The organism is Amycolatopsis jiangsuensis, from assembly GCF_014204865.1.
Taxonomy (GTDB): domain Bacteria; phylum Actinomycetota; class Actinomycetes; order Mycobacteriales; family Pseudonocardiaceae; genus Amycolatopsis; species Amycolatopsis jiangsuensis.
The window spans coordinates 2,469,960-2,489,322 of the sequence record NZ_JACHMG010000001.1 but is presented as its reverse complement, the minus strand read 5'-3'; the positions used below and the strand labels follow the sequence as shown (position 1 = coordinate 2,489,322).

18 protein-coding genes and 1 pseudogene are annotated in these 19,363 nt (G+C 72.6%); 9 read left to right on the top strand and 10 right to left on the bottom strand.

Annotated features, from left to right (window positions below; genetic code table 11):
* Window positions 1-16: 16 nt before the first annotated feature.
* From BJY18_RS10840 to BJY18_RS10805, 8 genes are all read right to left on the bottom strand, one after another.
* Window positions 17-619, bottom strand: a complete 603-nt coding sequence (locus BJY18_RS10840) for an alkaline shock response membrane anchor protein AmaP (protein ID WP_184779855.1) — start codon at window positions 617-619, stop codon at window positions 17-19.
* Window positions 620-677: 58 nt separating this feature from the next.
* The gene (locus tag BJY18_RS10835; RefSeq protein ID WP_184779854.1) at window positions 678-1,214 is read right to left on the bottom strand and encodes a DUF6286 domain-containing protein; all 537 of its coding nucleotides are present in this window, start codon (window positions 1,212-1,214) and stop codon (window positions 678-680) included.
* Window positions 1,214-1,591, bottom strand: a complete 378-nt coding sequence (locus BJY18_RS10830; RefSeq protein ID WP_184779853.1) for an Asp23/Gls24 family envelope stress response protein — start codon at window positions 1,589-1,591, stop codon at window positions 1,214-1,216. The genes BJY18_RS10835 and BJY18_RS10830 overlap by 1 nt, the downstream gene beginning before the upstream one ends.
* 5 nt (window positions 1,592-1,596) lie before the next feature.
* Window positions 1,597-1,773, bottom strand: coding sequence for a hypothetical protein (locus BJY18_RS10825; protein WP_184779852.1), 177 nt, complete (start codon window positions 1,771-1,773; stop codon window positions 1,597-1,599).
* Between the two features lie 53 nt (window positions 1,774-1,826).
* Window positions 1,827-2,288, bottom strand: coding sequence for an Asp23/Gls24 family envelope stress response protein (locus BJY18_RS10820; protein ID WP_184779851.1), 462 nt, complete (start codon window positions 2,286-2,288; stop codon window positions 1,827-1,829).
* A gap of 139 nt (window positions 2,289-2,427) precedes the next feature.
* Window positions 2,428-2,844, bottom strand: a complete 417-nt coding sequence (locus BJY18_RS10815; RefSeq protein ID WP_184779850.1) for a hypothetical protein — start codon at window positions 2,842-2,844, stop codon at window positions 2,428-2,430.
* Window positions 2,841-3,389: an RNA polymerase sigma factor gene (locus BJY18_RS10810; RefSeq protein WP_184779849.1), complete on the bottom strand. Its 549-nt coding sequence runs from the start codon at window positions 3,387-3,389 to the stop codon at window positions 2,841-2,843. Before BJY18_RS10810 ends, BJY18_RS10815 begins: the two co-directional genes overlap by 4 nt.
* On the bottom strand, window positions 3,389-4,150 hold the full coding sequence (locus tag BJY18_RS10805; RefSeq protein ID WP_184779848.1) for a pyrimidine reductase family protein: 762 nt from the start codon (window positions 4,148-4,150) through the stop codon (window positions 3,389-3,391). The genes BJY18_RS10810 and BJY18_RS10805 overlap by 1 nt, the downstream gene beginning before the upstream one ends.
* A 102-nt stretch (window positions 4,151-4,252) precedes the next feature.
* Between BJY18_RS10805 and zapE the strand changes: the two genes are divergently transcribed.
* On the top strand, window positions 4,253-5,296 hold the full coding sequence (zapE, locus tag BJY18_RS10800) for a cell division protein ZapE (RefSeq protein ID WP_184779847.1): 1,044 nt from the start codon (window positions 4,253-4,255) through the stop codon (window positions 5,294-5,296).
* Here zapE and BJY18_RS10795 read toward each other — a convergent pair.
* Together BJY18_RS10795 and rocD are read right to left on the bottom strand one after the other, a co-directional pair.
* A complete protein-coding gene (locus tag BJY18_RS10795; protein ID WP_312873811.1) occupies window positions 5,238-5,819 on the bottom strand; it encodes a phosphatase PAP2 family protein in 582 nt (193 codons plus the stop codon). The two genes, zapE and BJY18_RS10795, sit on opposite strands and share 59 nt — an antisense overlap.
* Window positions 5,820-5,871: 52 nt before the next feature.
* Window positions 5,872-7,101 (bottom strand): ornithine--oxo-acid transaminase, encoded by a 1,230-nt coding sequence (gene rocD / locus BJY18_RS10790; protein WP_184779846.1) that lies wholly within the window; start codon window positions 7,099-7,101, stop codon window positions 5,872-5,874.
* Between the two features lie 128 nt (window positions 7,102-7,229).
* Here rocD and BJY18_RS10785 point away from each other — a divergent pair.
* From BJY18_RS10785 to sthA, 8 genes and pseudogenes are all read left to right on the top strand, one after another.
* Window positions 7,230-8,078, top strand: a pseudogene (locus BJY18_RS10785) (PPK2 family polyphosphate kinase).
* A gap of 12 nt (window positions 8,079-8,090) precedes the next feature.
* Window positions 8,091-10,223: a S9 family peptidase gene (locus BJY18_RS10780; protein WP_446680342.1), complete on the top strand. Its 2,133-nt coding sequence runs from the start codon at window positions 8,091-8,093 to the stop codon at window positions 10,221-10,223.
* Window positions 10,220-11,176 (top strand): LLM class F420-dependent oxidoreductase, encoded by a 957-nt coding sequence (locus BJY18_RS10775; RefSeq protein ID WP_184779844.1) that lies wholly within the window; start codon window positions 10,220-10,222, stop codon window positions 11,174-11,176. Before BJY18_RS10780 ends, BJY18_RS10775 begins: the two co-directional genes overlap by 4 nt.
* A gap of 718 nt (window positions 11,177-11,894) precedes the next feature.
* The gene (locus BJY18_RS10770) at window positions 11,895-13,262 is read left to right on the top strand and encodes a pyridoxal phosphate-dependent decarboxylase family protein (protein ID WP_376774758.1); all 1,368 of its coding nucleotides are present in this window, start codon (window positions 11,895-11,897) and stop codon (window positions 13,260-13,262) included.
* The gene (locus tag BJY18_RS10765) at window positions 13,259-14,557 is read left to right on the top strand and encodes a lysine N(6)-hydroxylase/L-ornithine N(5)-oxygenase family protein (protein WP_184779843.1); all 1,299 of its coding nucleotides are present in this window, start codon (window positions 13,259-13,261) and stop codon (window positions 14,555-14,557) included. The genes BJY18_RS10770 and BJY18_RS10765 overlap by 4 nt, the downstream gene beginning before the upstream one ends.
* 59 nt (window positions 14,558-14,616) lie before the next feature.
* On the top strand, window positions 14,617-16,353 hold the full coding sequence (locus BJY18_RS10760; RefSeq protein ID WP_184784542.1) for an IucA/IucC family protein: 1,737 nt from the start codon (window positions 14,617-14,619) through the stop codon (window positions 16,351-16,353).
* Window positions 16,350-17,651, top strand: coding sequence for a type I glutamate--ammonia ligase (locus BJY18_RS10755; RefSeq protein ID WP_184779842.1), 1,302 nt, complete (start codon window positions 16,350-16,352; stop codon window positions 17,649-17,651). Before BJY18_RS10760 ends, BJY18_RS10755 begins: the two co-directional genes overlap by 4 nt.
* A 49-nt stretch (window positions 17,652-17,700) precedes the next feature.
* Window positions 17,701-19,113: a Si-specific NAD(P)(+) transhydrogenase gene (sthA, locus tag BJY18_RS10750; RefSeq protein WP_184779841.1), complete on the top strand. Its 1,413-nt coding sequence runs from the start codon at window positions 17,701-17,703 to the stop codon at window positions 19,111-19,113.
* The last annotated feature ends 250 nt before the right edge of the window (window positions 19,114-19,363 follow it).

Sequence of the window (19,363 nt, the reverse complement as noted above, 5' to 3'; positions counted from 1 at the left end):
TGGGCGAAACCCGCGGTCAGCGCACGCGCGCCGCACCCGCCGTGTCGAGTTCCAGGCGCACCGCGGTGGGCAGCGTGTCGACCCCCAGCGATTCACGAGCCCGGGTCAGCACGTGGCCTTCGAGGTCCTCCCACACCCGCCGCACCTCGGTGCCCTCGCCGAGCCACAACGTGATGCGCAGGGCCGGTTCGGCGTCCGTGCCGACCGAGCGGACGCGGGCGCGGGTGACGCCCTCGACCTGTTCCGCGTCGGTCCGGACGGCGCCGGCGAGCGCGCCGGAGGTCACCGTCAGTTCGGCACCCGGCGTCTCGTCCAGACGCAGGTCCGGATGCCGTTCCGGACGCAGGGAGCGCAGCAGCCACCACAGCCCGAGCACCAGCAGCAGCACCCCGAGCACGATCGCGCCGATCCGCGCGTACAGCACGTGCCCGTGCAGCCAGTCCATCGCGATCGGATCGAGTACGGGACGGTGCCCGCGGAACCGGCCCAGCCAGCCCATGCCGACCACCAGCGCGGCCGCCCCGGCGAGCACCGCGACCGCGCCCACCAGGCAGGTCAGCGTGCGCTCGGCGCCATACGATCGGCCCTGGGCACGGCGGGCGGCGGCAACGCTGCTCACTGGCGCACCTCGCGGGCGTCCGGCGCGGCGGAGCGGGACAATTGCCTCGCATGCTTGTTCATCGACGGTCCTTCGGTGAATCGACGACCACGGTCACCTTCGGCCGGCGGGCCAGCGGAAGGTCGTCCAGCACGGCCGCGACCGTTTCCAGCAGCCGCGGCCGCAGCTGTTCCTCGTTCTCCATCCGGCTCGTCGCGCGCACCCGCACGCGACGGGCGCTGGCCGTGACGGACGCGCCGCGCACGTTGTCCTGCGCGCGCACCGCGAGCCCGACCATCCGCGCGAGCGCTCGCGGTGACGTGCTCACGCTGACGCCTTCGGCCGGTTCGGTCAGCCGCACCTTCCGGTCGCCCGCGCCGAACGCCAGCAGCATCACCACGATTCCGGCGACCACCGCGATTCCGGCGGTGATCCGTACCGCGGTACTCGTCCAGTCCAGTGTGGACAGCTCGGTCCGCCACAGCGGCCACGGCACCAGCAGCGGACCGCGGCCGGGTTGCCACCAGCGCCAGCCGACCTCGAGCGCGAGCAGCGCACCGCCGGCGGCCACTGCCAGAGCGAGAACAGTGGACAGCAGCCGGACGAAAACCCGCATCACTGCACCCTCGGCGCGACGTCCGGGAGCAGCGCGGACACCGTCACCGCCAGCGTGCGCACGTGGTAGGAGGTGAGCCGCTCGACCTCCTCGACGACCTTCGCCCGCACGTCGCCGGTCACCGTCCGCACCGGCGCCGGGTATCGCAGCGCGAGGTCCAGCGCGAGGTCGACGTCGTTGTCCGAACCGGCCACCTTCGCGGTGGCGCCCGTCTGTCCGGTGTGGACCCCGGCGACGCGGCGTTCACTCGCCACGATGCCGGGCACCTGGTCCGCGGCGTGCTGGGCGACCTTGCGCACCACGGCGTGCGCGATGCTCAGCGAACCACGCTCGGCCGGTTCGGCCAGGTCACTGCGGGGCCGGTCGACCTGCGCCACCGGGCTCACTTGTCGCGGCCCTTGCCGAACATGTCCCCGAGGTCCAGTTCGCCGTCGAGGACCCGGCCGACCACGAGCCCGATGATGCCGACCGCGAGCGTCACCAGGAACGCGGTGAACCCCTGGGTGGCGGCGAGGCCGAGAATCAGCCCGGCGAGGATCCCGGTCTGCGTTGCGTTCAACGTGTGTCCTTCCGTGTACTGGTGTCGGGGATGCTGGCGTCGGGAGTGCTGGCTCATTCCACCCTGGCGGAGTCCGGCTCGTCGTCCTCTCCGGGCAGGTGGACGTCGTTCACCGCGAGGTTCACCTCGATCACTTCGAGCGAGGTGATCTCCTCTACCGCGGTGATCACGTTACGGCGTACGGCGCGTGCGAGGTCCGCGATCCGCGCCCCGTATTCGACCACGAGGTCCAGGTCGATCGCCGTCTGCTTCTCGCCGACCTCGACCGAGACCCCGGCGGTGGAGGTGGTGCCCGAACCGGGGACCCGTTCCCGCAGCGCGCCGAACGCCCGGGACACACCGCCGCCGAGGGCGTGCACGCCGGCGACTTCGCGGGCGGCCAGCCCGGCCACCTTCTGCACGACGAGCGGCGAGATCGTGGTGCGGCCCGCCGCGCCCGCCGCATCCTTGTCGCCCAGCGGCCCGGTGGACCCGCTGCGCGGGCGATCGGGCGGATGCGGGGTCGGCTGGGCCATGGTCGTCGCTCCCTCGTGTGCCTGCGGGGTTCCAGTGTCGCCGGGCCACGCCTCCGGCGCTGCGGACGTACCCGTTCCTACGATGTCCCGACCGGGCGAAAGGTCACGCGAGCTCACCCGAAAGGGTTAACGTGTGGGGTCAGCCGGGATGCACGTCGACCACGTGCACGTCGGCCACCGGCGGCCGGGCGCCCAGCTGCCGGTCCAGTTCCGCGGTGATCCGCTCCCGCAGGGCGTCCGCCGCTTCGGTGGCGGCCACGCCGTAGCGGACCGTGGCCAGCACCTGCAGCCGTCCCTCGGCCAGCGCCACCGCCGAGACCCACAGCCCGGGCATGGCAGCCGCCTCCGCGTCCGCGACGGTGCGGGCGAGCAGCAGAAACGCGGATTCGGACAGCGAGAGCGACCCTCCGTCGAAGGGCAGCCGCAGGGGTTCGGCGGACCGCGCGTTCTCGATCGAGCTCAGCACGCGTTCGACGAGCCCGGGAGGAGTGGGCACCCTGCGGCGTCCGGCGGCCCGTACCGCCGCCCAGCGCGGATCGTGTTCCGGGTCCGTCATGGCCGCTCCCTCAACTGGCCGAGAAGCGCCACCCTGGCCCTGCGCAGCCGGGAACGCAAGGCCGGGACCCCGACCTCGAGGATGTCCGCCACCTCCTCGTAGCTCAGCCCCTCGAGCTCACGCAGGACGAGGGGGACCCGCTGGGACACCTCCAGCCGGGCGATGGCGCGCAGTACCGCGTCCACCTGCTCGGCATCCACCACCCGGTGCTCCGGCGTGGTGCCGGTGACCTGGCCGGCCGCCTCGTGCAGCGGCACGGTCGGCGGCCGGCGGCGAAGCTGGGCGAGCGCACCGTTGGTGACCACCCGGTAGAGCCACGTGGACACCCGGGACTCCTGGCGGAACGAGGGCAGCGAACGCCAGGCGGACAGCCAGGCCTCCTGCACGACGTCTTCCGCCTCGGGCGGGCTCGCGGTGATCCGCAGCGCGACCCGGTACATCATCGGCGTGTGCCGCCGGACCAGCGTGTCGAACGCGGCGTGGTCGCCCGCGGCGGCGTCCTCGACGAGTTTGCGGTCGGCGAGTGCCGTTTCGGCGCTGGTCATCAACCGTCGCCCCGGCGGTAGCGCAGCAGCGTGTACCCGTCCTCGACGAGGATCGAGGCGAGTTCCAGCCGCTGCGGCGGAACCACCGGCGGCCCGGTCGCGATGCGTCCCGCACCCCCTCCGGTGAGTACCGGCGCGACGGTCAGGCACAGCTGGTCGACGAGCCCGGCGGCGGCGAGCGCGCCGAACAGCCGTGGCCCGCCTTCGCAGTCGACGCGCCGCAGGCCGCGTTCGGCGAGCAGGGCCAGCGCCTGCGCGAGATCCACGTCTTCGTCACCGGCGACGAGTACTTCGGCGCCGGCCAGGGCCGTGGTGTCCGCAAGGGCGGTGGTGATCACGATCGGCGGCACGCGGGTGTCGGTGAACAACGGCGCGGCCGGGTCGAGCCTGCCGCTGCGGGTGACCACCGCGATCGGCGGCACCGGGGCGCGGCCGAGGCGTTCCCTGCGGGCGGTGCGCGCCGGGTTCGTCCTGGCGCCGCGGTAGTTCTCCGCGATCGCCGTACCGGCGCCGACCAGTACCACGTCGGCGAGGTCGCGGGCGAGCAGGAACACCCGCCGGTCCGGTGGGCTCGACAGTCCGGCGGACAGCTCGTCCACGGCCACCGCGCCGTCCGCCGAGGTCACGAAGTTCACTTGGACGAACGGCTGCGCGCGGCCGTCCGGATAGCCGTAGATCCGCTCCAGGTCCGCGTCGGACAGTTCGGGGTTTTCCCCGTCCCCGCCCGGTGATGGTGGCCACACGCTCCGCACGGCTGCCATCCCAGCATGGTCGCGTGGCGGCCTCGACCGGGGGATATGCCAGTCCGGCCGCGACGCGGTGCCCGGCGGCGCCGCGGCCCGCCGGGGCTAGGCTCTGCGACCATGCCCGCAGCTGCCCTGACCGACCGGTTTCCCGAGCTCGGGGCCGACGAGCTGATCGCCTCCCTGGTGCCGCCGCCGCGGTTCGGCGAGGCCCGGTTCGCGACCTACCTGCCCCATCCGGACGAGCCCAGCCAGGCCGCCGCGGTGGCGGCGTGTTCGGCGTTCGCCGCGCGGATCGGCGCAGGCCCGGCGAAGAAATCCCGGCTGCGGTCGCTGTTCGGCGGCGGTGCGCCCGCGCCGTCCGGGCCGATGGGGCTCTACCTCGACGGCGGGTTCGGGGTCGGCAAGACCCACCTGCTCGCCTCGACTTGGCACGAGGCGCCAGGGCCCAAGGCGTACGGCACCTTCGTGGAGCTGACCCACCTGGTCGGCGCGCTGGGTTTCGGCGAGGCGGTGCGGCGGCTTTCCGAACACCGGCTGCTGGCGATCGACGAGTTCGAGCTGGACGACCCCGGCGACACCACGCTGGTCAGCCGGCTGCTGCAGGAGCTGACCGACGCCGGCGTGCACGTGGCCGCGACGTCGAACACGCTGCCGGACAAGCTCGGTGAGGGCCGGTTCGCCGCGGAGGACTTCCTGCGCGAGATCCAGGCGCTGTCCCGGCGGTTCTCGGTGGTCCGCGTGGACGGCCCGGACTACCGTCACCGCGGCCTGCCCGACGCCCCGCCGCCGGTGAGCGACGAGGAGCTGGCGGCTTCCGCGGCCGCGCACGAAGGATCCACTGTGGACGAATTCGGCGCGCTGGCCGACCACCTGGCACGGCTGCACCCGTCGCGCTACGGGAAGCTGCTGGACGGCGTGCGCCGCGTGCACCTGGCGCACGTGCGGCCGGCGCCGGACCAGACAGTGGGGCTGCGGCTGGTCGCGTTCGCCGACCGGCTGTACGACCGCGCCATCCCGGTCGTGGTGTCCGGCGTGCCGCTGCCCGAGCTGTTCGGCGAGGAGATGGTGAACGGCGGCTACCGCAAGAAGTACCTCCGCGCGGTCAGCCGGTTGACGGCGTTGGCACGGGACGCGGTGTCCGAACCGCCCCCATCCCGGTGACCACGAACGTCGCGAAGCAGCCCCCGCCCGCCACATCGGTGAGGTAGTGGTAGCCGGCGCCGACCAAGCCGACCGTCGCGCAGCCCAGCAGCACCACCGCCGCCAGCGCGGCGCCCACCTTCGGCCGGGCGAGCAGCACCAGCAGCACGAGCACACTGACCAGGCTGACGGTGTGGCCGCTCGGATACGCGAGCCCACCGTCCTTCCAGCGGCCGAACAGCGGTTTGAGTACCCACGTGTTGAGCGACACGGCGAGCACCGGCCCGGCCACGGCGAGCAGCGCGTCCCCGCGCCGGCGCAGGTACAGGCAGCTTCCGGCGATCAGCGCGATGGCGGGGACCAGCACGTACGGCTCGGTGGGCAGCAGAAGGACGTCGAGCAGCGTTTCACTCAGCCTGCCGGTCACCTCGGTGGCCCACATGTCCAGCGCGCCCGGCCCGCGTTGCGCGACCAGCAGGCCGAGCACGAGCGTGCCGAGCGCGAAGAGTGCGGCGACGAGGGCGAGCGCCCGCCTGGCGGTCACGCCCCCGACTTTACGGCCTTTACGGCGCCGCCGCGGTCGTCGGTGAAGCCCTTCAGGACTGGATGACGCGCGCGATGGCGTCGAGGCCGCGGTCCAGCTCGGCCCGGGTGATCACCAGCGGCGGTGCGATCCGCAGCGTGTGGTCGTGGGTTTCCTTGCACAGCACGCCCATCCCGGCCAGCGCCTCGGACGCGGCGCGGCCGGACGGCCCGCCCGGCGCGAGGTCGATACCTGCCCACAGGCCGCGGCCCCGGACCTCGGACAGGCCGCTGCCGATCATCGCGCGCAGGCGTTCGTGCAGGTGTGCCCCGAGTTCGGTGGACCGCTGCTGGAACTCGCCGGTGCGCAGCAGCCGGAGCACGGCCCGGCCGACCGCGCACGCCAGCGGGTTGCCGCCGAAGGTCGACCCGTGTTCGCCCGGCTTCAGCAGGCCCAGCACCTCGCGGCTGCCGACCACCGCGGACACCGGCAGGATACCTCCGCCGAGGGCCTTGCCGAGCGTGTAGACGTCCGCGCGCACGCCTTCGTGGTCCAGCGCCAGCACGGTGCCGGTGCGGCCCAGCCCGGACTGGATCTCGTCGGCGATCAGCAGCACGCCCTGGTCGTCACACACCCGGCGCACCTCGGCGAAGTAGCCGGCCGGCGGCACGATCACGCCCGCCTCGCCCTGGATCGGCTCGAGCAGCACGGCCGCGGTGCGCGGCGTGATGGCGGCCCGCAGTGCTCCCGCGTCGCCGTAGGGCACCGTGACGAACCCCGGGGTGAACGGCCCGAAGTCGGCGCGCGCGGTCTCGTCGGTGGAGAAGGAGACGATGGTGGTGGTCCGGCCGTGGAAGTTCGACCCCGCGACCACGATCTCCGCGGTGCCGTCCGGAACGCCCTTGACCCGGTGCGCCCACTTGCGCGCCAGCTTCACCGCGGACTCCACCGCCTCGGCGCCGGAGTTCATCGGCAGCACCATCTCGGTGCCGGTCAGCTCGGCCAGCTCGCGGCAGAACAGGCCGAACTGGTCGTGGTGGAACGCGCGCGAGGTGAGCGTGACCCGGCCCAGCTGCTCCACCGCGGCGGCGATCAGGTCCGGATGGCGGTGGCCGAAGTTCAGTGCCGAGTAGCCGGCCAGGAAGTCGAGGTAGGACTTGCCGTCGACGTCGGTGACCGTGGCGCCCTGTGCCTGCGCGATGACGACCGGCAGCGGGTGGTAGTTGTGCGCGCTCCAGTGGTCGTCGAGCGCGAGGTAGCCGTCGGTGGAAGCGGGAAGGCCGGTACCGGCGAACGTCGTCATACGTTCAGGCTAGATCCCGTGAGCGGCCAGATCAGCCGGGAAACGTTGCTTGGGATCGTTGTTCGTTGCGCAGTCGGCGAGAATTCCGGCGATTCGCTGCACACTCCGCCGGCGGTTATCGTCCCGGCATGGCGAAGAAGAACGGGAACCGGGTACGCGAGGCACTCCGTGCGGGGGACGAACTGCCGGACCCGGGTTCTTCGCCGGTGGGTCCGGACAAGAAGGACAAGGGCACGAAGCGGCTCGCGTCCGCCGGGGAACGCCTTGCCGCGCTGCAGGAAGCGCTGTACGCGGAGGGTTCCGGGGGTGGGCGGCGCAGCGTGCTGCTCGTGCTGCAGGGCATGGACACCTCCGGCAAGGGCGGCACCGTCGGGCACGTGCTCGGCCTGGTCAACCCGATGGGCGTGCAGTACACCGGGTTCAAGAAGCCCACCCCCGCGGAACTCCGGCACGACTTCCTGTGGCGGATCCGCCGACGGCTGCCGACACCGGGTCATCTCGGGGTGTTCGACCGCTCGCACTACGAGGACATCCTGGTGCCGCGGGTGTCCGGGCAGCTGAGTGCGGCCGGACGGCGCCGCCGCTACACCGAGATCAACGCCTTCGAGCGTGAGCTGACCGCGAACGGCACCGAGCTCGTGAAGGTGTTCCTGCACATCTCCTCGCAGGAGCAGCTGCGGCGGCTGACCGCACGGCTGGACCGGCCGGAGAAACGCTGGAAGTTCGACCCGTCCGACGTGGCGGCGCGGCGGCAGTGACCGGCCTACGAGCAGGCGTACGCCGATCTGCTGAAGCGGACGTCGACAGCGCACGCGCCGTGGTACGTCGTGCCCGCCGACCGCAAGTGGTACCGGAACTGGGCCGTCGCCGAACTGCTCGCCGAGACGCTCGCCGAGATGGACCCGCGGTTTCCCGAACCCGCCTATGACGTCGCCGAACAGCGCGCAGCGTTGAGGAGTGTTGGCGCGAGCCGCTGATCGTCTGAAAGAGTGCCAGCCGTGACCGATTCCGCTCTTGATGACGTTCCCTTCCTCCGCCGCCAGGCCCGTACCCAGCGCTTCACCCTCGGTGCGCCCAAGCAGTTCCGGGTCGCTCCGGACGGCTCCCGGGTGCTGTTCCTGCGCAGTGCTTCGGGCACTGATCCGCGGCACAGTCTGTGGTCGCTCGAACTCGACAGCGGCCAGGAGACGATGCTGGTCGACGCGGCCGAGCTGCTGCCCGGCGACGAGGACCTGCCGCCGGAGGAGCGGGCGCGGCGCGAGCGGGCCAGGGAAACCGGCGGTGGGGTGGTCGCCTTCGACGTGGACGACGCGTTCACCGTCGTCACCTTCACGTTGTCGGGCAAGCTCTACACCCTCGACCCGGGCACCGGCGCCACCCGGATGCTCGTGGACGGCTCCGTCGTCGACCCGCGGCCGAACCCGTCCGGCACGCACGTCGCGTACGTGCGCGACCGGCGCCTGCGGGTGATCGAGCTGGCGACCGGCGAGGACCGGGCGCTGGTCGAGGAAAGCGGCGACGATGTCGCGTGGGGGCTCGCCGAGTTCATCGCCGCCGAGGAGATGGACCGCACGCGGGGGTACTGGTGGTCGCCGGACGGGCGGAGCCTGCTCGTCGAGCGGTCCGACCGCGGGCCGGTGCCCCGCTGGACGATCGGGGACCCGGCGAACCCGCAGCAGCCGGCGAACGTGGTGGCCTACCCGTCGGCGGGCTCGCCGAACGCCGAGGTGTCGCTCGCCGTGCTCGGTCTCGACGGCAGCCGGGTCGCGGTGGCCCGCCCGGAGGGAGAACACCGCGGCTGGGAGTACCTCGTCACCGTGCACTGGTCGGCCGGCGGCCCTCCGCTGCTGGCGGTGCAGCCACGGGACCAGAAGAAGCTGACGGTGCTGGCGGTGGACCCGGCCGACGGCTCGGTGCGCGAGGTGCACACCGAAACCGACGAACAGTGGGTGGAGATCGTCCAGGGCGTGCCCGCGTGGACCACGGACGGAAAGCTGGTCGTGGAGAGCGCCGCGGACGGCGACCACCGGCTCGTCGTCAACGGCAAGCCGGTGACGCCGCCGGGCACGCAGCTGCGTGCGGTGCTCCACGTGGGCGACGAGATCCTTTTCACCGCCTCGGAATCCGACCCGACCCAGGTGCACGTCTACCGGACCGAGGGCGGCGGCGTCCGCCGGCTGTCCACTGAGGACGGTGTGCACATCGGAGCGGGCAGCGCGGAGCTGACCGTGCTGACCGCGTGGAGCCTCGCCTACAGCGGGCCACGGGTGAGCGTGCTGCGTGACGGCGAACCGGTGGCAGCCATCGGGTCGTCCACTGTGGACCCGGAGATCGTGCCGAACCTGACGTGGCTCACGCTCGGCGAACGTGGCCTGCGTGCGGCGCTGCTGCTGCCGCGCGGGTACGAGCCGGGCGAAGGCAAGCTGCCGGTGCTGCTCGATCCGTACGGCGGCCCGCACGCGCAGCGGGTTCTCCAGAGCCGCAACGCCTTCCTCACCCCGCAGTGGCTGGCCGACCAGGGTTTCGCGGTGCTGGTCGCCGACGGGCGTGGATCGCCGGGACGGGGACCGGCGTGGGAGAAGGAAATCGCCGGGAAGCTCGCCGACGTGACGCTGGCCGACCAGGTCGACGCGCTGCACGCGGCCGCCGAGGCGCATCCGGAGCTGGATCTGGAGCGGGTCGCGATCCGCGGCTGGTCCTACGGCGGGTATCTGTCCGCGCTCGCGGTGCTCCGCCGTCCGGACGTGTTCCACGCCGCGGTCGCCGGCGCGCCGGTCACCGACTGGTCGCTCTACGACACCCACTACACCGAGCGTTATCTGGGCACGCCGCAGGACGAACCCGAGAGCTACCGGCACAATTCGCTCATCGCCGGCGCCGGATCGTTGTCCCGCGCGCTGATGATCGTGCACGGGCTGGCCGACGACAACGTGTTCCCCGCGCATTCGCTGCGGCTGTCCTCGGCGCTGCTGGCCGCCGGCCGCGGGCACGTGTTCCTGCCGCTGGCCGGCGCCACCCACATGAGCCCGCAGGCCGAGGAAGTCGCGGAAAACCTGATGCGTACCCAGATCGGCTGGATCCTGCGCGAGCTGTCCGGCGACCGGAAGGAGCAGCAGCCATGACGAACCGCTGGGGCCTCACCATCCCGCTGACGGGAGTGCCGCTGACCGAGCACCGCGCACTGGTCGAGCAGCTGCCGGACCTCGGTTACACCGACGTGTGGAGCGCGGAAACCGCGGGCACCGACGCGTTCACGCCGCTCGTCCTGGCCTCGCAGTGGGCACCGCAGCTGCGGCTGGGCACCGCGATCGTGCCGGTCTACACGCGGGGTCCGGGACTGCTCGCGATGAGCGCGTCCACGCTCGCCGAGCTCGCGCCAGGGCGGTTCGTGCTGGGCATCGGCGCGTCGTCGCCGGTGATCGTGGAAAGCTGGAACTCCGCGGAGTTCGCCGAACCGTTCAAGCGGTCGCGGGACGCCCTGCGGTTCCTGCGTTCGGCACTGGCCGGGGAGAAGGTGACCGAGTCCTACGACACGTTCTCGGTCTCGAAGTTCCGCCTCGAGCGCGCCGCCGATCCCGCGCCGTCGATCATGCTGGCCGCACTGCGCCCGGGCATGCTGCGGCTGGCCGCGAAGGAGGCGGACGGGGCGATCACCAACTGGCTGGCCGCCGCGGACGTGCCGAAGGTGCGGGAGGTCGTGGGCCCGGACGTGGAGCTGGCCGCGCGGATCTTCGTGTGCCCGACCGAGGACGTCGCGGCCGCGCGGGCACTGGGACGGATGCTGATCTCGTCGTACCTGACCGTGCCGGTGTACGCGGCCTTCCACGAATGGCTCGGCCGCGGCGAGCAGCTCCGGCCGATGCACGAGGCGTGGGCCGCGGGTGAGCGCAAGAAGGCGAACGAGGTGATCCCGGACGAGGTCGTGGACGCGCTGGTCGTGCACGGCAGCGTGGACTCCTGCCGTGAGCAGGTTCAGTCCTATGTGGACAATGGGCTGACCACGCCGGTGCTCGCGGTCCTGCCCACCGGCGGCGACGTGTTCGACCAGGTGCGGGGGCTCGCCCCGCGGCGGTGACGGGTTTTCGGCAGACGGCCCGGGGCGCTTGCCCCGGGCCGTTTCGCGTGCGCGCCGGGGGGACTGCCGGTGGCGTTCGGGTGAAGCCGGGTCTCCCGAATGGCCGACGCGTGGTGCCGCGCTCGCCCAGCATGCTGAACACCGGCCGGGGCACCCGCGCGCGGGCTGGCGATGGGTGTCCGTAGTGTTGCGTAGCGTGAGGAAAGGTTACCCTAAGAAAGGCGGCTCCATGGAGGGTGAGTCCTCGGCCTGGCTGGCCGGCGGCCCGGGCGGCGCGGACCGGCTCGCGCGGCTGATCCCGGTGGCCCTGCGTGCCCTGGCGTCCGGCGTGGCGGAACGAGGTGGCCCGATCCCGTCCGGCGGCCCGGCCGCGGTGGCGGCTCTGGCAACACTGGCCGCGGCGGGCGACCCCGGTGCCGCAGGGGACGACCCACCTGGCCCACGCCTCGGGGGCGCCGTGGATGCCGGTTCCGGGGAGGATGCGCCGCCCGGCCCGGGCTCCGGGATCGCTGGGCAACCCGGTGCGGACTCCGGCCCGGCGGAGCGAGCTGCGGGAAGCGCCGGCCACCCTCGGCCCGTCGACAAGCGCGGCTCCGTAGCGGGATTCGGCCGGGAGAATGGCACGCTCGTGCCCGGCGGCGCGCGCGGCCGGCAGTCCGGGCGCGACGCCACGGACCGGGCGGATCCGGCCGTCGAGTGCGAGTTCGCCGGGGCTCCGGTGGCCCCGGACGGCTCCGGTGCGGCGATGCCGGCTTCCGGGCTGCCATCCCCGCGCCCCGAAAGCTCCGCGCCGGCGACCGGCGCCGGGCTGCCGTTGCGAGGGGTCGGCGCCGAGCGGGCGCTCGAAGAGCTGAGCACCCTGCTTGCCGCGGGCGCGGCCGATCCCGCCGATCCGGCCTGCGCCGCGCACCTGCACTGTCCGCCGCTCGCCGTGGCGGTCGCCGCGGACGTGGTGGCGTCCGCGCTCAACCCGTCGGTGGATTCGTGGGACCAGGCACCCGTCGCGGGCGAGCTGGAGCGGCAGTTCACCGCCGGGATCGCCCGGCTGTGTTACCCCTCGGCCGAGCGTCCGGACGCGGTCGTCACCTCCGGGGGTACCGAGTCGAACCTGCTCGGCCTCCTGCTGGCCCGGGAGCGTTCCGGCACCGCGATCCGTCCCGTGTGCGGCGAGAACTCCCACCACAGCGTCGCCCGCGCGGCCTGGCTGCTGGGGCTTCCCGCGCCGGTCGTGGTGGCGTGCGCGGACGACCGGATGCTGCCCGCGGCGCTGGCCGACGCGCTGACCGCGCTCGACGGACCGGCGGTGGTCGTCGCGACCGCGGGGACGACCAACACCGGACGGATCGACCCGCTGCCGGAGATCGCCGAGATCTGCCGCCGCGCCGGGGCTCGGCTGCACGTCGACGCGGCCTACGGAGGCCTGGCCTTGTGCAGTCCCGCTCTGTCCGGCCGGGTCGCCGGACTGGAGCTGGCCGATTCGGTCGCCCTCGACCTGCACAAATTCGGCTGGCAGCCGGTCGCCGCGGGATTGTTCGCCACGCGTGAAGCGGCCGATCTCGGCGCGCTCACCGTGCGCGCCGAGTACCTCAACGCCGACGACGACACCGAAGCCGGCCTGCCCGATGTGCTCGGGCGTTCGCTGCGCACGTCCCGCCGACCGGACGCGTTCCGGATGGCGGTCACGGTACGCGCGCTCGGCGTACGGGGGCTCGGCGCGCTCGTGGAACACTGCTGTGCCACCGCTTCCGCCGTCCACGAACTGGTGACCGGCCACCCGGCGCTGCGCTCATGGGGCCCGCCGGAACTGTCCACAGTGGTCTTCCGTCCGCGGGAAGCGGACGAGCTGCCCGGGCCCGCCGGAGACGAGCTGGTCGCGCGGGTGCGCCGGACGCTGCTGGAGGAGGGCACCGCGGTGATCGGCCGCGGACTGCTGCCCACCGGACCGGACGGCAGCCCGCAGCGGTGGCTGAAGCTCACCCTCCTGCACCCGCACGCGACCGTCGCCGAGTACCGCCCGATCCTCGACGCGGTGGCCGCGGCCGCGGCGAATTCCGTGGCAGTGCGGGAAAGCCCGGTCGCCTCGTGAGGCGTTTCGACCTCGCCGGGGTCGGGATCGGGCCGTTCAACCTTTCACTGGCCGCGCTGGCCGATCCGCTCGACCTCGACGTGGTGCTGTTCGATGCGCGCCCGGAGTTCCGCTGGCACCCGGGCATGCTCGTCGACGGCGCGACCCTGCAGGTGCCGTTCCTCGCCGACCTGGTCTCCCTCGTCGATCCGACCAGCCGCCATTCGTTCCTCAACTACCTGCGCGAACGCGGCCGCCTGCTGCCCTTCTACTTCGCCGAGCGGTTTCACCTGCCCCGCGCGGAGTACGACGACTACGGACGCTGGGCGGTCGCCCGGCTCCCGTCGTGCCGGTTCGGCCACGAGGTCACCGGATTGCGCTGGATGCCGGACGAGGAGGCGTTCGAACTCACCGTCGACGGCGCGGAACCGGTACTCGCCACGGCGGTCGTGCTCGGCGTCGGCACTTCGCCGAGCGTGCCGGAACCGTTGCGGGACTTGCTCTCCGACCCGGACGTACCGGTGCTGCACTCCGCGGACTACCTGGCCCGCCGCGCTGAACTGCTGGCCGCGGAGCGGGTGACCGTCGTCGGTTCCGGGCAGTCCGGTGCCGAGGTCTTCCTGGACCTGCTGCGTACCCGGTCCACTGTGGACGGACTGCGTTGGCTGGCGCGGACCCCGGCGTTCGCGCCGATGGAGTACTCGAAGCTCGGCCTGGAGCAGTTCTCCCCGGACTACACGGCGTTCTTCCACCGGCTGCCCGGTTCCGTGCGAGACGACCTGCTGCCCTCGCAGTGGCAGCTCTACCGCGGGATCGACACCGGGACCATCGCCGAGATCCACGACGAGCTGTACCGTCGGAGCGTCGGCGGCGGCTGGCCGGGAGCTGTGCTCACCCCGGGAGTCGAAGTGGTCGCCGCGGCCGCCGATCCCGAGGGCATCACGCTGGACTTGCGGCATGTACAGCAAGGACGGACCGGCACCCACCGGACGTCCGCGGTGGTCGCCGCCACGGGGTACGCCGAAACACCGGTCGCGCCACTGCTCGACGGGCTGGGCGAAACCGTGTGCCGGGACGCGCGGGGCCGGCTCGTGATCGGCGCCGACTACCGCGTTCAGCTGGCCGAGCCGGTGCGCGGATCGCTGTACGTGCAGAACGCCGAGCGTCACACCCACGGCCCCGGCGCGCCGGATCTCGGGCTCGGTGCCTGGCGTGCTGCCTCGATCCTCAACTCCGTGTGCGGAAAACCGGTGTACGACCTGCCGGAGCGCACCGCCTTCACCACATTCGGCCTGGACGAAACGGAGAACCAGTGAGCGACAGCTTGACCGACACCGCCGCCTGGCGGGCCGCGGGTTCACTAGTCACGCACAAAATGCTCGGCGAGTTGTCCTACGAGGCCATGCTGGTCCCGCAGCCGGCGGAGCCGGCCGGCGCCGGGCACCGCCGGTGGCTGCTGGAGCTGCCCGGCGGGATCTCGTACCGCTTCCAGGCGCGCCGGGGCGCGTTCGAATCCTGGACCGTGCTGCCGGGCAGCGCGGTCCGCGTCGACGGCGGGGCCGAGACGCCCGCGGACGATCCGCGCACGCTCGTGGCCGACGCTCGCGAGACGCTGGGCCTCACCGGACTCCGGCTGGCCGACGTGCTCGCCGAGTTGACCGCCACGGTCACCAACGAGGCGACCCGGTTGCGCCACGCGCCGACCGCCGCCCAGCTGTCCACCATGGAGTACAACCTCGCGGACGGGTACCTCACGGGGCATCCCCGGCTCGTGCTGAACAAGGGCCGAGTCGGTTTCTCCGCCCGGGACCGTGCGCGCTACGCGCCCGAGTCAGGCGTGGACGTCCGGCTGCGCTGGTACGCCGTGCATCGCGACCTCGCCGAGTTCCGCAGCGTCGCCGGGCTGGACGCGGAAACGTTGTTGCGCGAAGAACTGGACGACTCGACGTGGGAGGAGTTCGCCGCGCGCACTGCCACGCTCGGTGCTCCGGGCGAGTACGTGTGGGTTCCGGTGCACCCGTGGCAGGCCGACGAGATCGTCGGCACGCTGTACGCGGCCGAGCTGGCCACCGGTCAGATGGCCGAGTTGGGGGAGAGTTCCGACGTCTATCGTCCACATCAGACGGTGCGAACGCTGGCCAACCGCTCGCGCCCGGATCGCCGCGACGTGAAGACCGCGGTTTCGGTCCGCAACACCCTCGTCTACCGGGGGCTGAACTCGGCCGCCACGCTCGCCGGCCCGTCGGTCACCGAGTGGTTGCGCCGGATCGACGCCGCGGATCCGCTGCTGTCCGGGAAGTACCGGTTCGAGCTGCTCGGCGAGGTGGCCAGCGTCTCGGTGCGGCACCCGCTGTTCGGCGCGCTGGACGAACTGCCCTACCGGTTCCACGAAACGCTGGGCGCGCTGTGGCGGGAACCGCTCGCGGCGCGGCTCGGCGAGAGCGAGCAGGCGATCTCGTTCGCCGCTCTGCCGTATCGCGATGCCGACGGCAACTCCGTGCTGACCGGGCTCATCACCCGCTCCGGGGACGGCGCGCAGGCGTGGCTTTCGCGGCTGTTCGACCTGTTGCTCACGCCGCTGCTGCACTGGCTTCTCCGTTACGGCGTGGGGTTCTGCCCGCACGGGCAGAACCTCGTCCTCGTCGTCGACGCCGACGGGCGTCCGCTGCGGGTCGCGATCAAGGACTTCGCCCAGGGCGTCGACCTGCTGGACGAGGACCTGCCCGCGTACGCCGACCTCCCGCCGGAGGCGGCGGCGGACATGCTGCGCTGGCCGGCGCACCTGCTCGCGCAGTCGCTGTTCAGCTCGGTCTTCTCCGGGCAGCTGCGGTTCTGGGCCGAACTGCTGCTGGACGACCTGGGCCTGGCCCGCGCCGATTTCTGGGCGCTGGTGCGCACTGTCGTCGGCCGCTACCGCGAAGAGAACCCGGACGTGGCGGCGCGATTCGACGCGTGCCGCCTGCTCGCGCCGGACGTCGAACGCGTCACGCTCAACCGCGAGCACTTCGCGGGCCAGGGCTTCGACAAGGTGGAACGCGACGACGAGTTCGACGTCCGCTGGGGCCGGGTGCCGAACCCGTTGCACGCGCCCGATCCGGAGGGCGCCTGGTGACGCTGTTCGATCGTCCCGTCGGGGCGCGGTCGCTCGCGGAGCGTGCGGTCGCCGGCAGCGCGGCCGCCGAAGTGCTGCGTCGTGTCCTCGCCGAGGAGGACACCCGGCTGCTCCTGCTCGTGCCCGACCCGCACGCACGGTTCGCCGCGGTGGAGCTGGCGGCACCGTTCGCCGCCGAGGTCGTGGACACCGGTTACGGGCTGTGCGGCTACGTGTTCGCCTGGACGCCCGGGCGGGACCCGCTACCGGACGGCGGGCCGGTGCGCCGGTATCTCGGCGGATTCGGCGACCTGCCGATCCGGGTCGACGCGGCCACGGCGTTCCCGCTCGGCGAGCGGACCTGGGCGGTGGTGGGCGACGCGGAGTTCCCGTCCGGGGAACCGGCCGGGCTCGCTCCGCGCACCGTGCTGCGGAGGCAGCTGGCGGAGCTGGAGGAACGTGGCCTCGTGCCGTCGATCGGGATCGAGCACGAGGTCGTTTTCCGTGCTGCGGACGGGAGACCGTTGACCGGGCACGGGGTGGACTACGCGGTCGGCGGTACCGAAGCGCTCGCGCCGCTGCTCGCGGACCTGCGTTCGGCGTCGGCCGGGCTCGGCGTCGAATCGGCTCGTGCGGAATGCCACCCCGGGCAGTACGAGGTGGTCCTGCGGCACCGGGACGCACTCGCCGCGTGCGACGACGCCCTGCTGCTGCAGCTGCTGACCCGCCGGGTCACGGCCCGGCACGGCGTGACGGCGGACTATCTCGCCGCGCCGGAGCCCGGTCAGGGCAGTTCCTGTCACGTGCACCTGTCCCTGTCCACTTCGGACGACCCGGAGGCGCTGGGGGCATTCCTGGCCGGAGTACTGCGCGACGCGCGGGCTCTCACCGCGGTGTGGGCACCGACGTGGAACAGCTACGTCCGGCTGCGCACCGCGCCGTTCTCCCCGCGTGAGCTGCGGTGGGGCCGGGACGACCGCACGTGCGCGGTCCGGCTTTGCGGCACGCCGTCCTCGCCCCGGTTGGAATTCCGTTTCGCGGGTGCAGATGCGCAGCCGCACCTGGTGGTAGCCGCACTGCTCGCCGCCGGTGCCGCGGGACTGGCCGACGAGCTGTCGCCACCCGAAGCGGGCGAGCCGGTCGGGGAGCTGGCCGCGTCCCCGTGGGAAGCCTTGGCGCTGCTCGAGGAGGGCCGTGCCGCCGCGTTACTGGGCGAAGACGTCGCGGCGCAGCAGGCGGCGTTGCTGCGTGAAGAACTCGACGCGGGCCTCGGCGCCGTGACCGATCTGCAACGTCGTCGGGGCGCTCTGCGTTCCTGAACGCGCATCCGGGCTTGCGTTCGACCGCCGGGATGCGCAGGCTCGTCGCGTGAGCGAACACGAGTACGACCTCATCGTCATCGGTTCGGGCCCGGGTGGGCAGAAGGCCGCCATCGCGGCCGCGAAGCTGGGGAAGAAAGTGGCGGTCGTCGACCGGCACGACATGGTGGGCGGGGTGTGCGTCAACACCGGCACGATCCCGTCCAAGACCCTGCGCGAAGCGGTGCTCTACCTGACCGGGATGAACCAGCGGGAACTGTACGGCGCCAGTTACCGGGTCAAACAGGACATCACCATCGCCGATCTGATGGCCCGCACCCAGCACGTGATCGGCCGGGAGGTGCAGGTGGTGCGCGCCCAGCTGCTGCGCAACCACGTGGACCTGCTGCCGGGCACCGGATCGTTCGCCGATCCGCACACCGTCGTGGTGGACGGACGGCATCGCGGCGACCGGCGCTCGGTCACCGCCGATCACATCGTCATCGCCACCGGCACCCGCCCGGCGCGGCCGGACCACGTCGACTTCGACGCGGCCCGCGTGCTCGACTCGGACGAGGTGCTGGCGCTGGAGGAGATCCCGTCGTCGCTGGTGGTGGTCGGCGCCGGCGTGATCGGCATCGAGTACGCGTCGATGTTCGCCGCGCTCGGTTCGCGGGTCACCGTGGTGGAGCAGCGGGACCAGATGCTCGGCTTCTGCGATCCGGAGATCGTGGAATCGCTGAAGTTCCAGCTGCGGGACCTCGGCGTCACGTTCCGTTTCGGCGAGAAGGTGTCGAACGTGGCGGTGTCCGACGACGCCACGGTGACCACCCTGGTCAGCGGCAAGCGGATCCCGGCGGACGCGGTGATGTACTCGGCGGGCCGCCAGGGCATGACCGGCGAACTGGAGCTGGAGAACGCGGGCCTCGCCGCCGATCCCCGCGGCCGCCTGGAGGTCGACGAGTACTACCGCACCGCGGTGCCGCACATCTACGCGGTCGGCGATGTGATCGGGTTCCCCGCGCTCGCCGCGACGTCGATGGACCAGGGCCGGCTGGCCGCGTACCACGCGTTCGGCGAACCGGCCAACGGGTTGGGGGCGCTGCAGCCGATCGGCATCTACACCATCCCGGAGATCTCCTACGTCGGTGCCACCGAAGCCGAGCTGACCTCGTCGTCGGTGCCCTACGAGGTGGGCATCTCGCGATACCGGGAGCTGGCCCGCGGGCAGATCAGCGGGGACAGCTACGGAATGCTCAAGCTGCTGGTGTCCACCACGGACCGGAAGCTGCTGGGGGTGCACGTGTTCGGCACCGGTGCGACCGACCTCGTGCACATCGGCCAGGCGGTGATGGGCTGCGGCGGCACGGTGGACTACCTGGTCGACGCCGTCTTCAACTACCCCACCCTGTCCGAGGCGTACAAAGTCGCCGCGCTCGACGCAACGAACAAGATCCGCGCGCTCGAACACTTCTCCGGCTGAGGCCGGTGGTTGGTGCTTGGCTGGGGTTGGTGGCTGCTGCCCGGTCCCGGCTGCGGTGCGTGGCTGGTGTCTGGTTGGGGTCGGTGGCTGGGGCTCGGCCTAGGCTGGGACCCGCGCTCGCTGCTGGTCCGGGCTGGGACCCGCGCTCGCTGCCGGTCGGGGCTGGGGCCTGTGCCCGCTGCTCGGCCTCGGCCCAGGTCCGTGGCTGCTGCCCGGTTCGGGTCGAGGTCTGTGCCTGCTGCCGGTCCGG

Coding starts and splice junctions, on each gene's coding strand:
- BJY18_RS10835 (WP_184779854.1), bottom strand. CDS start 1,214: ATGCGGGTTTTCGTCCGGCTGCTGTCCACTGTTCTCGCTCTGGCAGTG.
- BJY18_RS10820 (WP_184779851.1), bottom strand. CDS start 2,288: ATGGCCCAGCCGACCCCGCATCCGCCCGATCGCCCGCGCAGCGGGTCC.
- BJY18_RS10815 (WP_184779850.1), bottom strand. CDS start 2,844: ATGACGGACCCGGAACACGATCCGCGCTGGGCGGCGGTACGGGCCGCC.
- BJY18_RS10810 (WP_184779849.1), bottom strand. CDS start 3,389: ATGACCAGCGCCGAAACGGCACTCGCCGACCGCAAACTCGTCGAGGAC.
- BJY18_RS10805 (WP_184779848.1), bottom strand. CDS start 4,150: ATGGCAGCCGTGCGGAGCGTGTGGCCACCATCACCGGGCGGGGACGGG.
- zapE (WP_184779847.1), top strand. CDS start 4,253: ATGCCCGCAGCTGCCCTGACCGACCGGTTTCCCGAGCTCGGGGCCGAC.
- rocD (WP_184779846.1), bottom strand. CDS start 7,101: ATGACGACGTTCGCCGGTACCGGCCTTCCCGCTTCCACCGACGGCTAC.
- BJY18_RS10775 (WP_184779844.1), top strand. CDS start 10,220: ATGACGAACCGCTGGGGCCTCACCATCCCGCTGACGGGAGTGCCGCTG.
- BJY18_RS10760 (WP_184784542.1), top strand. CDS start 14,617: ATGCTCGGCGAGTTGTCCTACGAGGCCATGCTGGTCCCGCAGCCGGCG.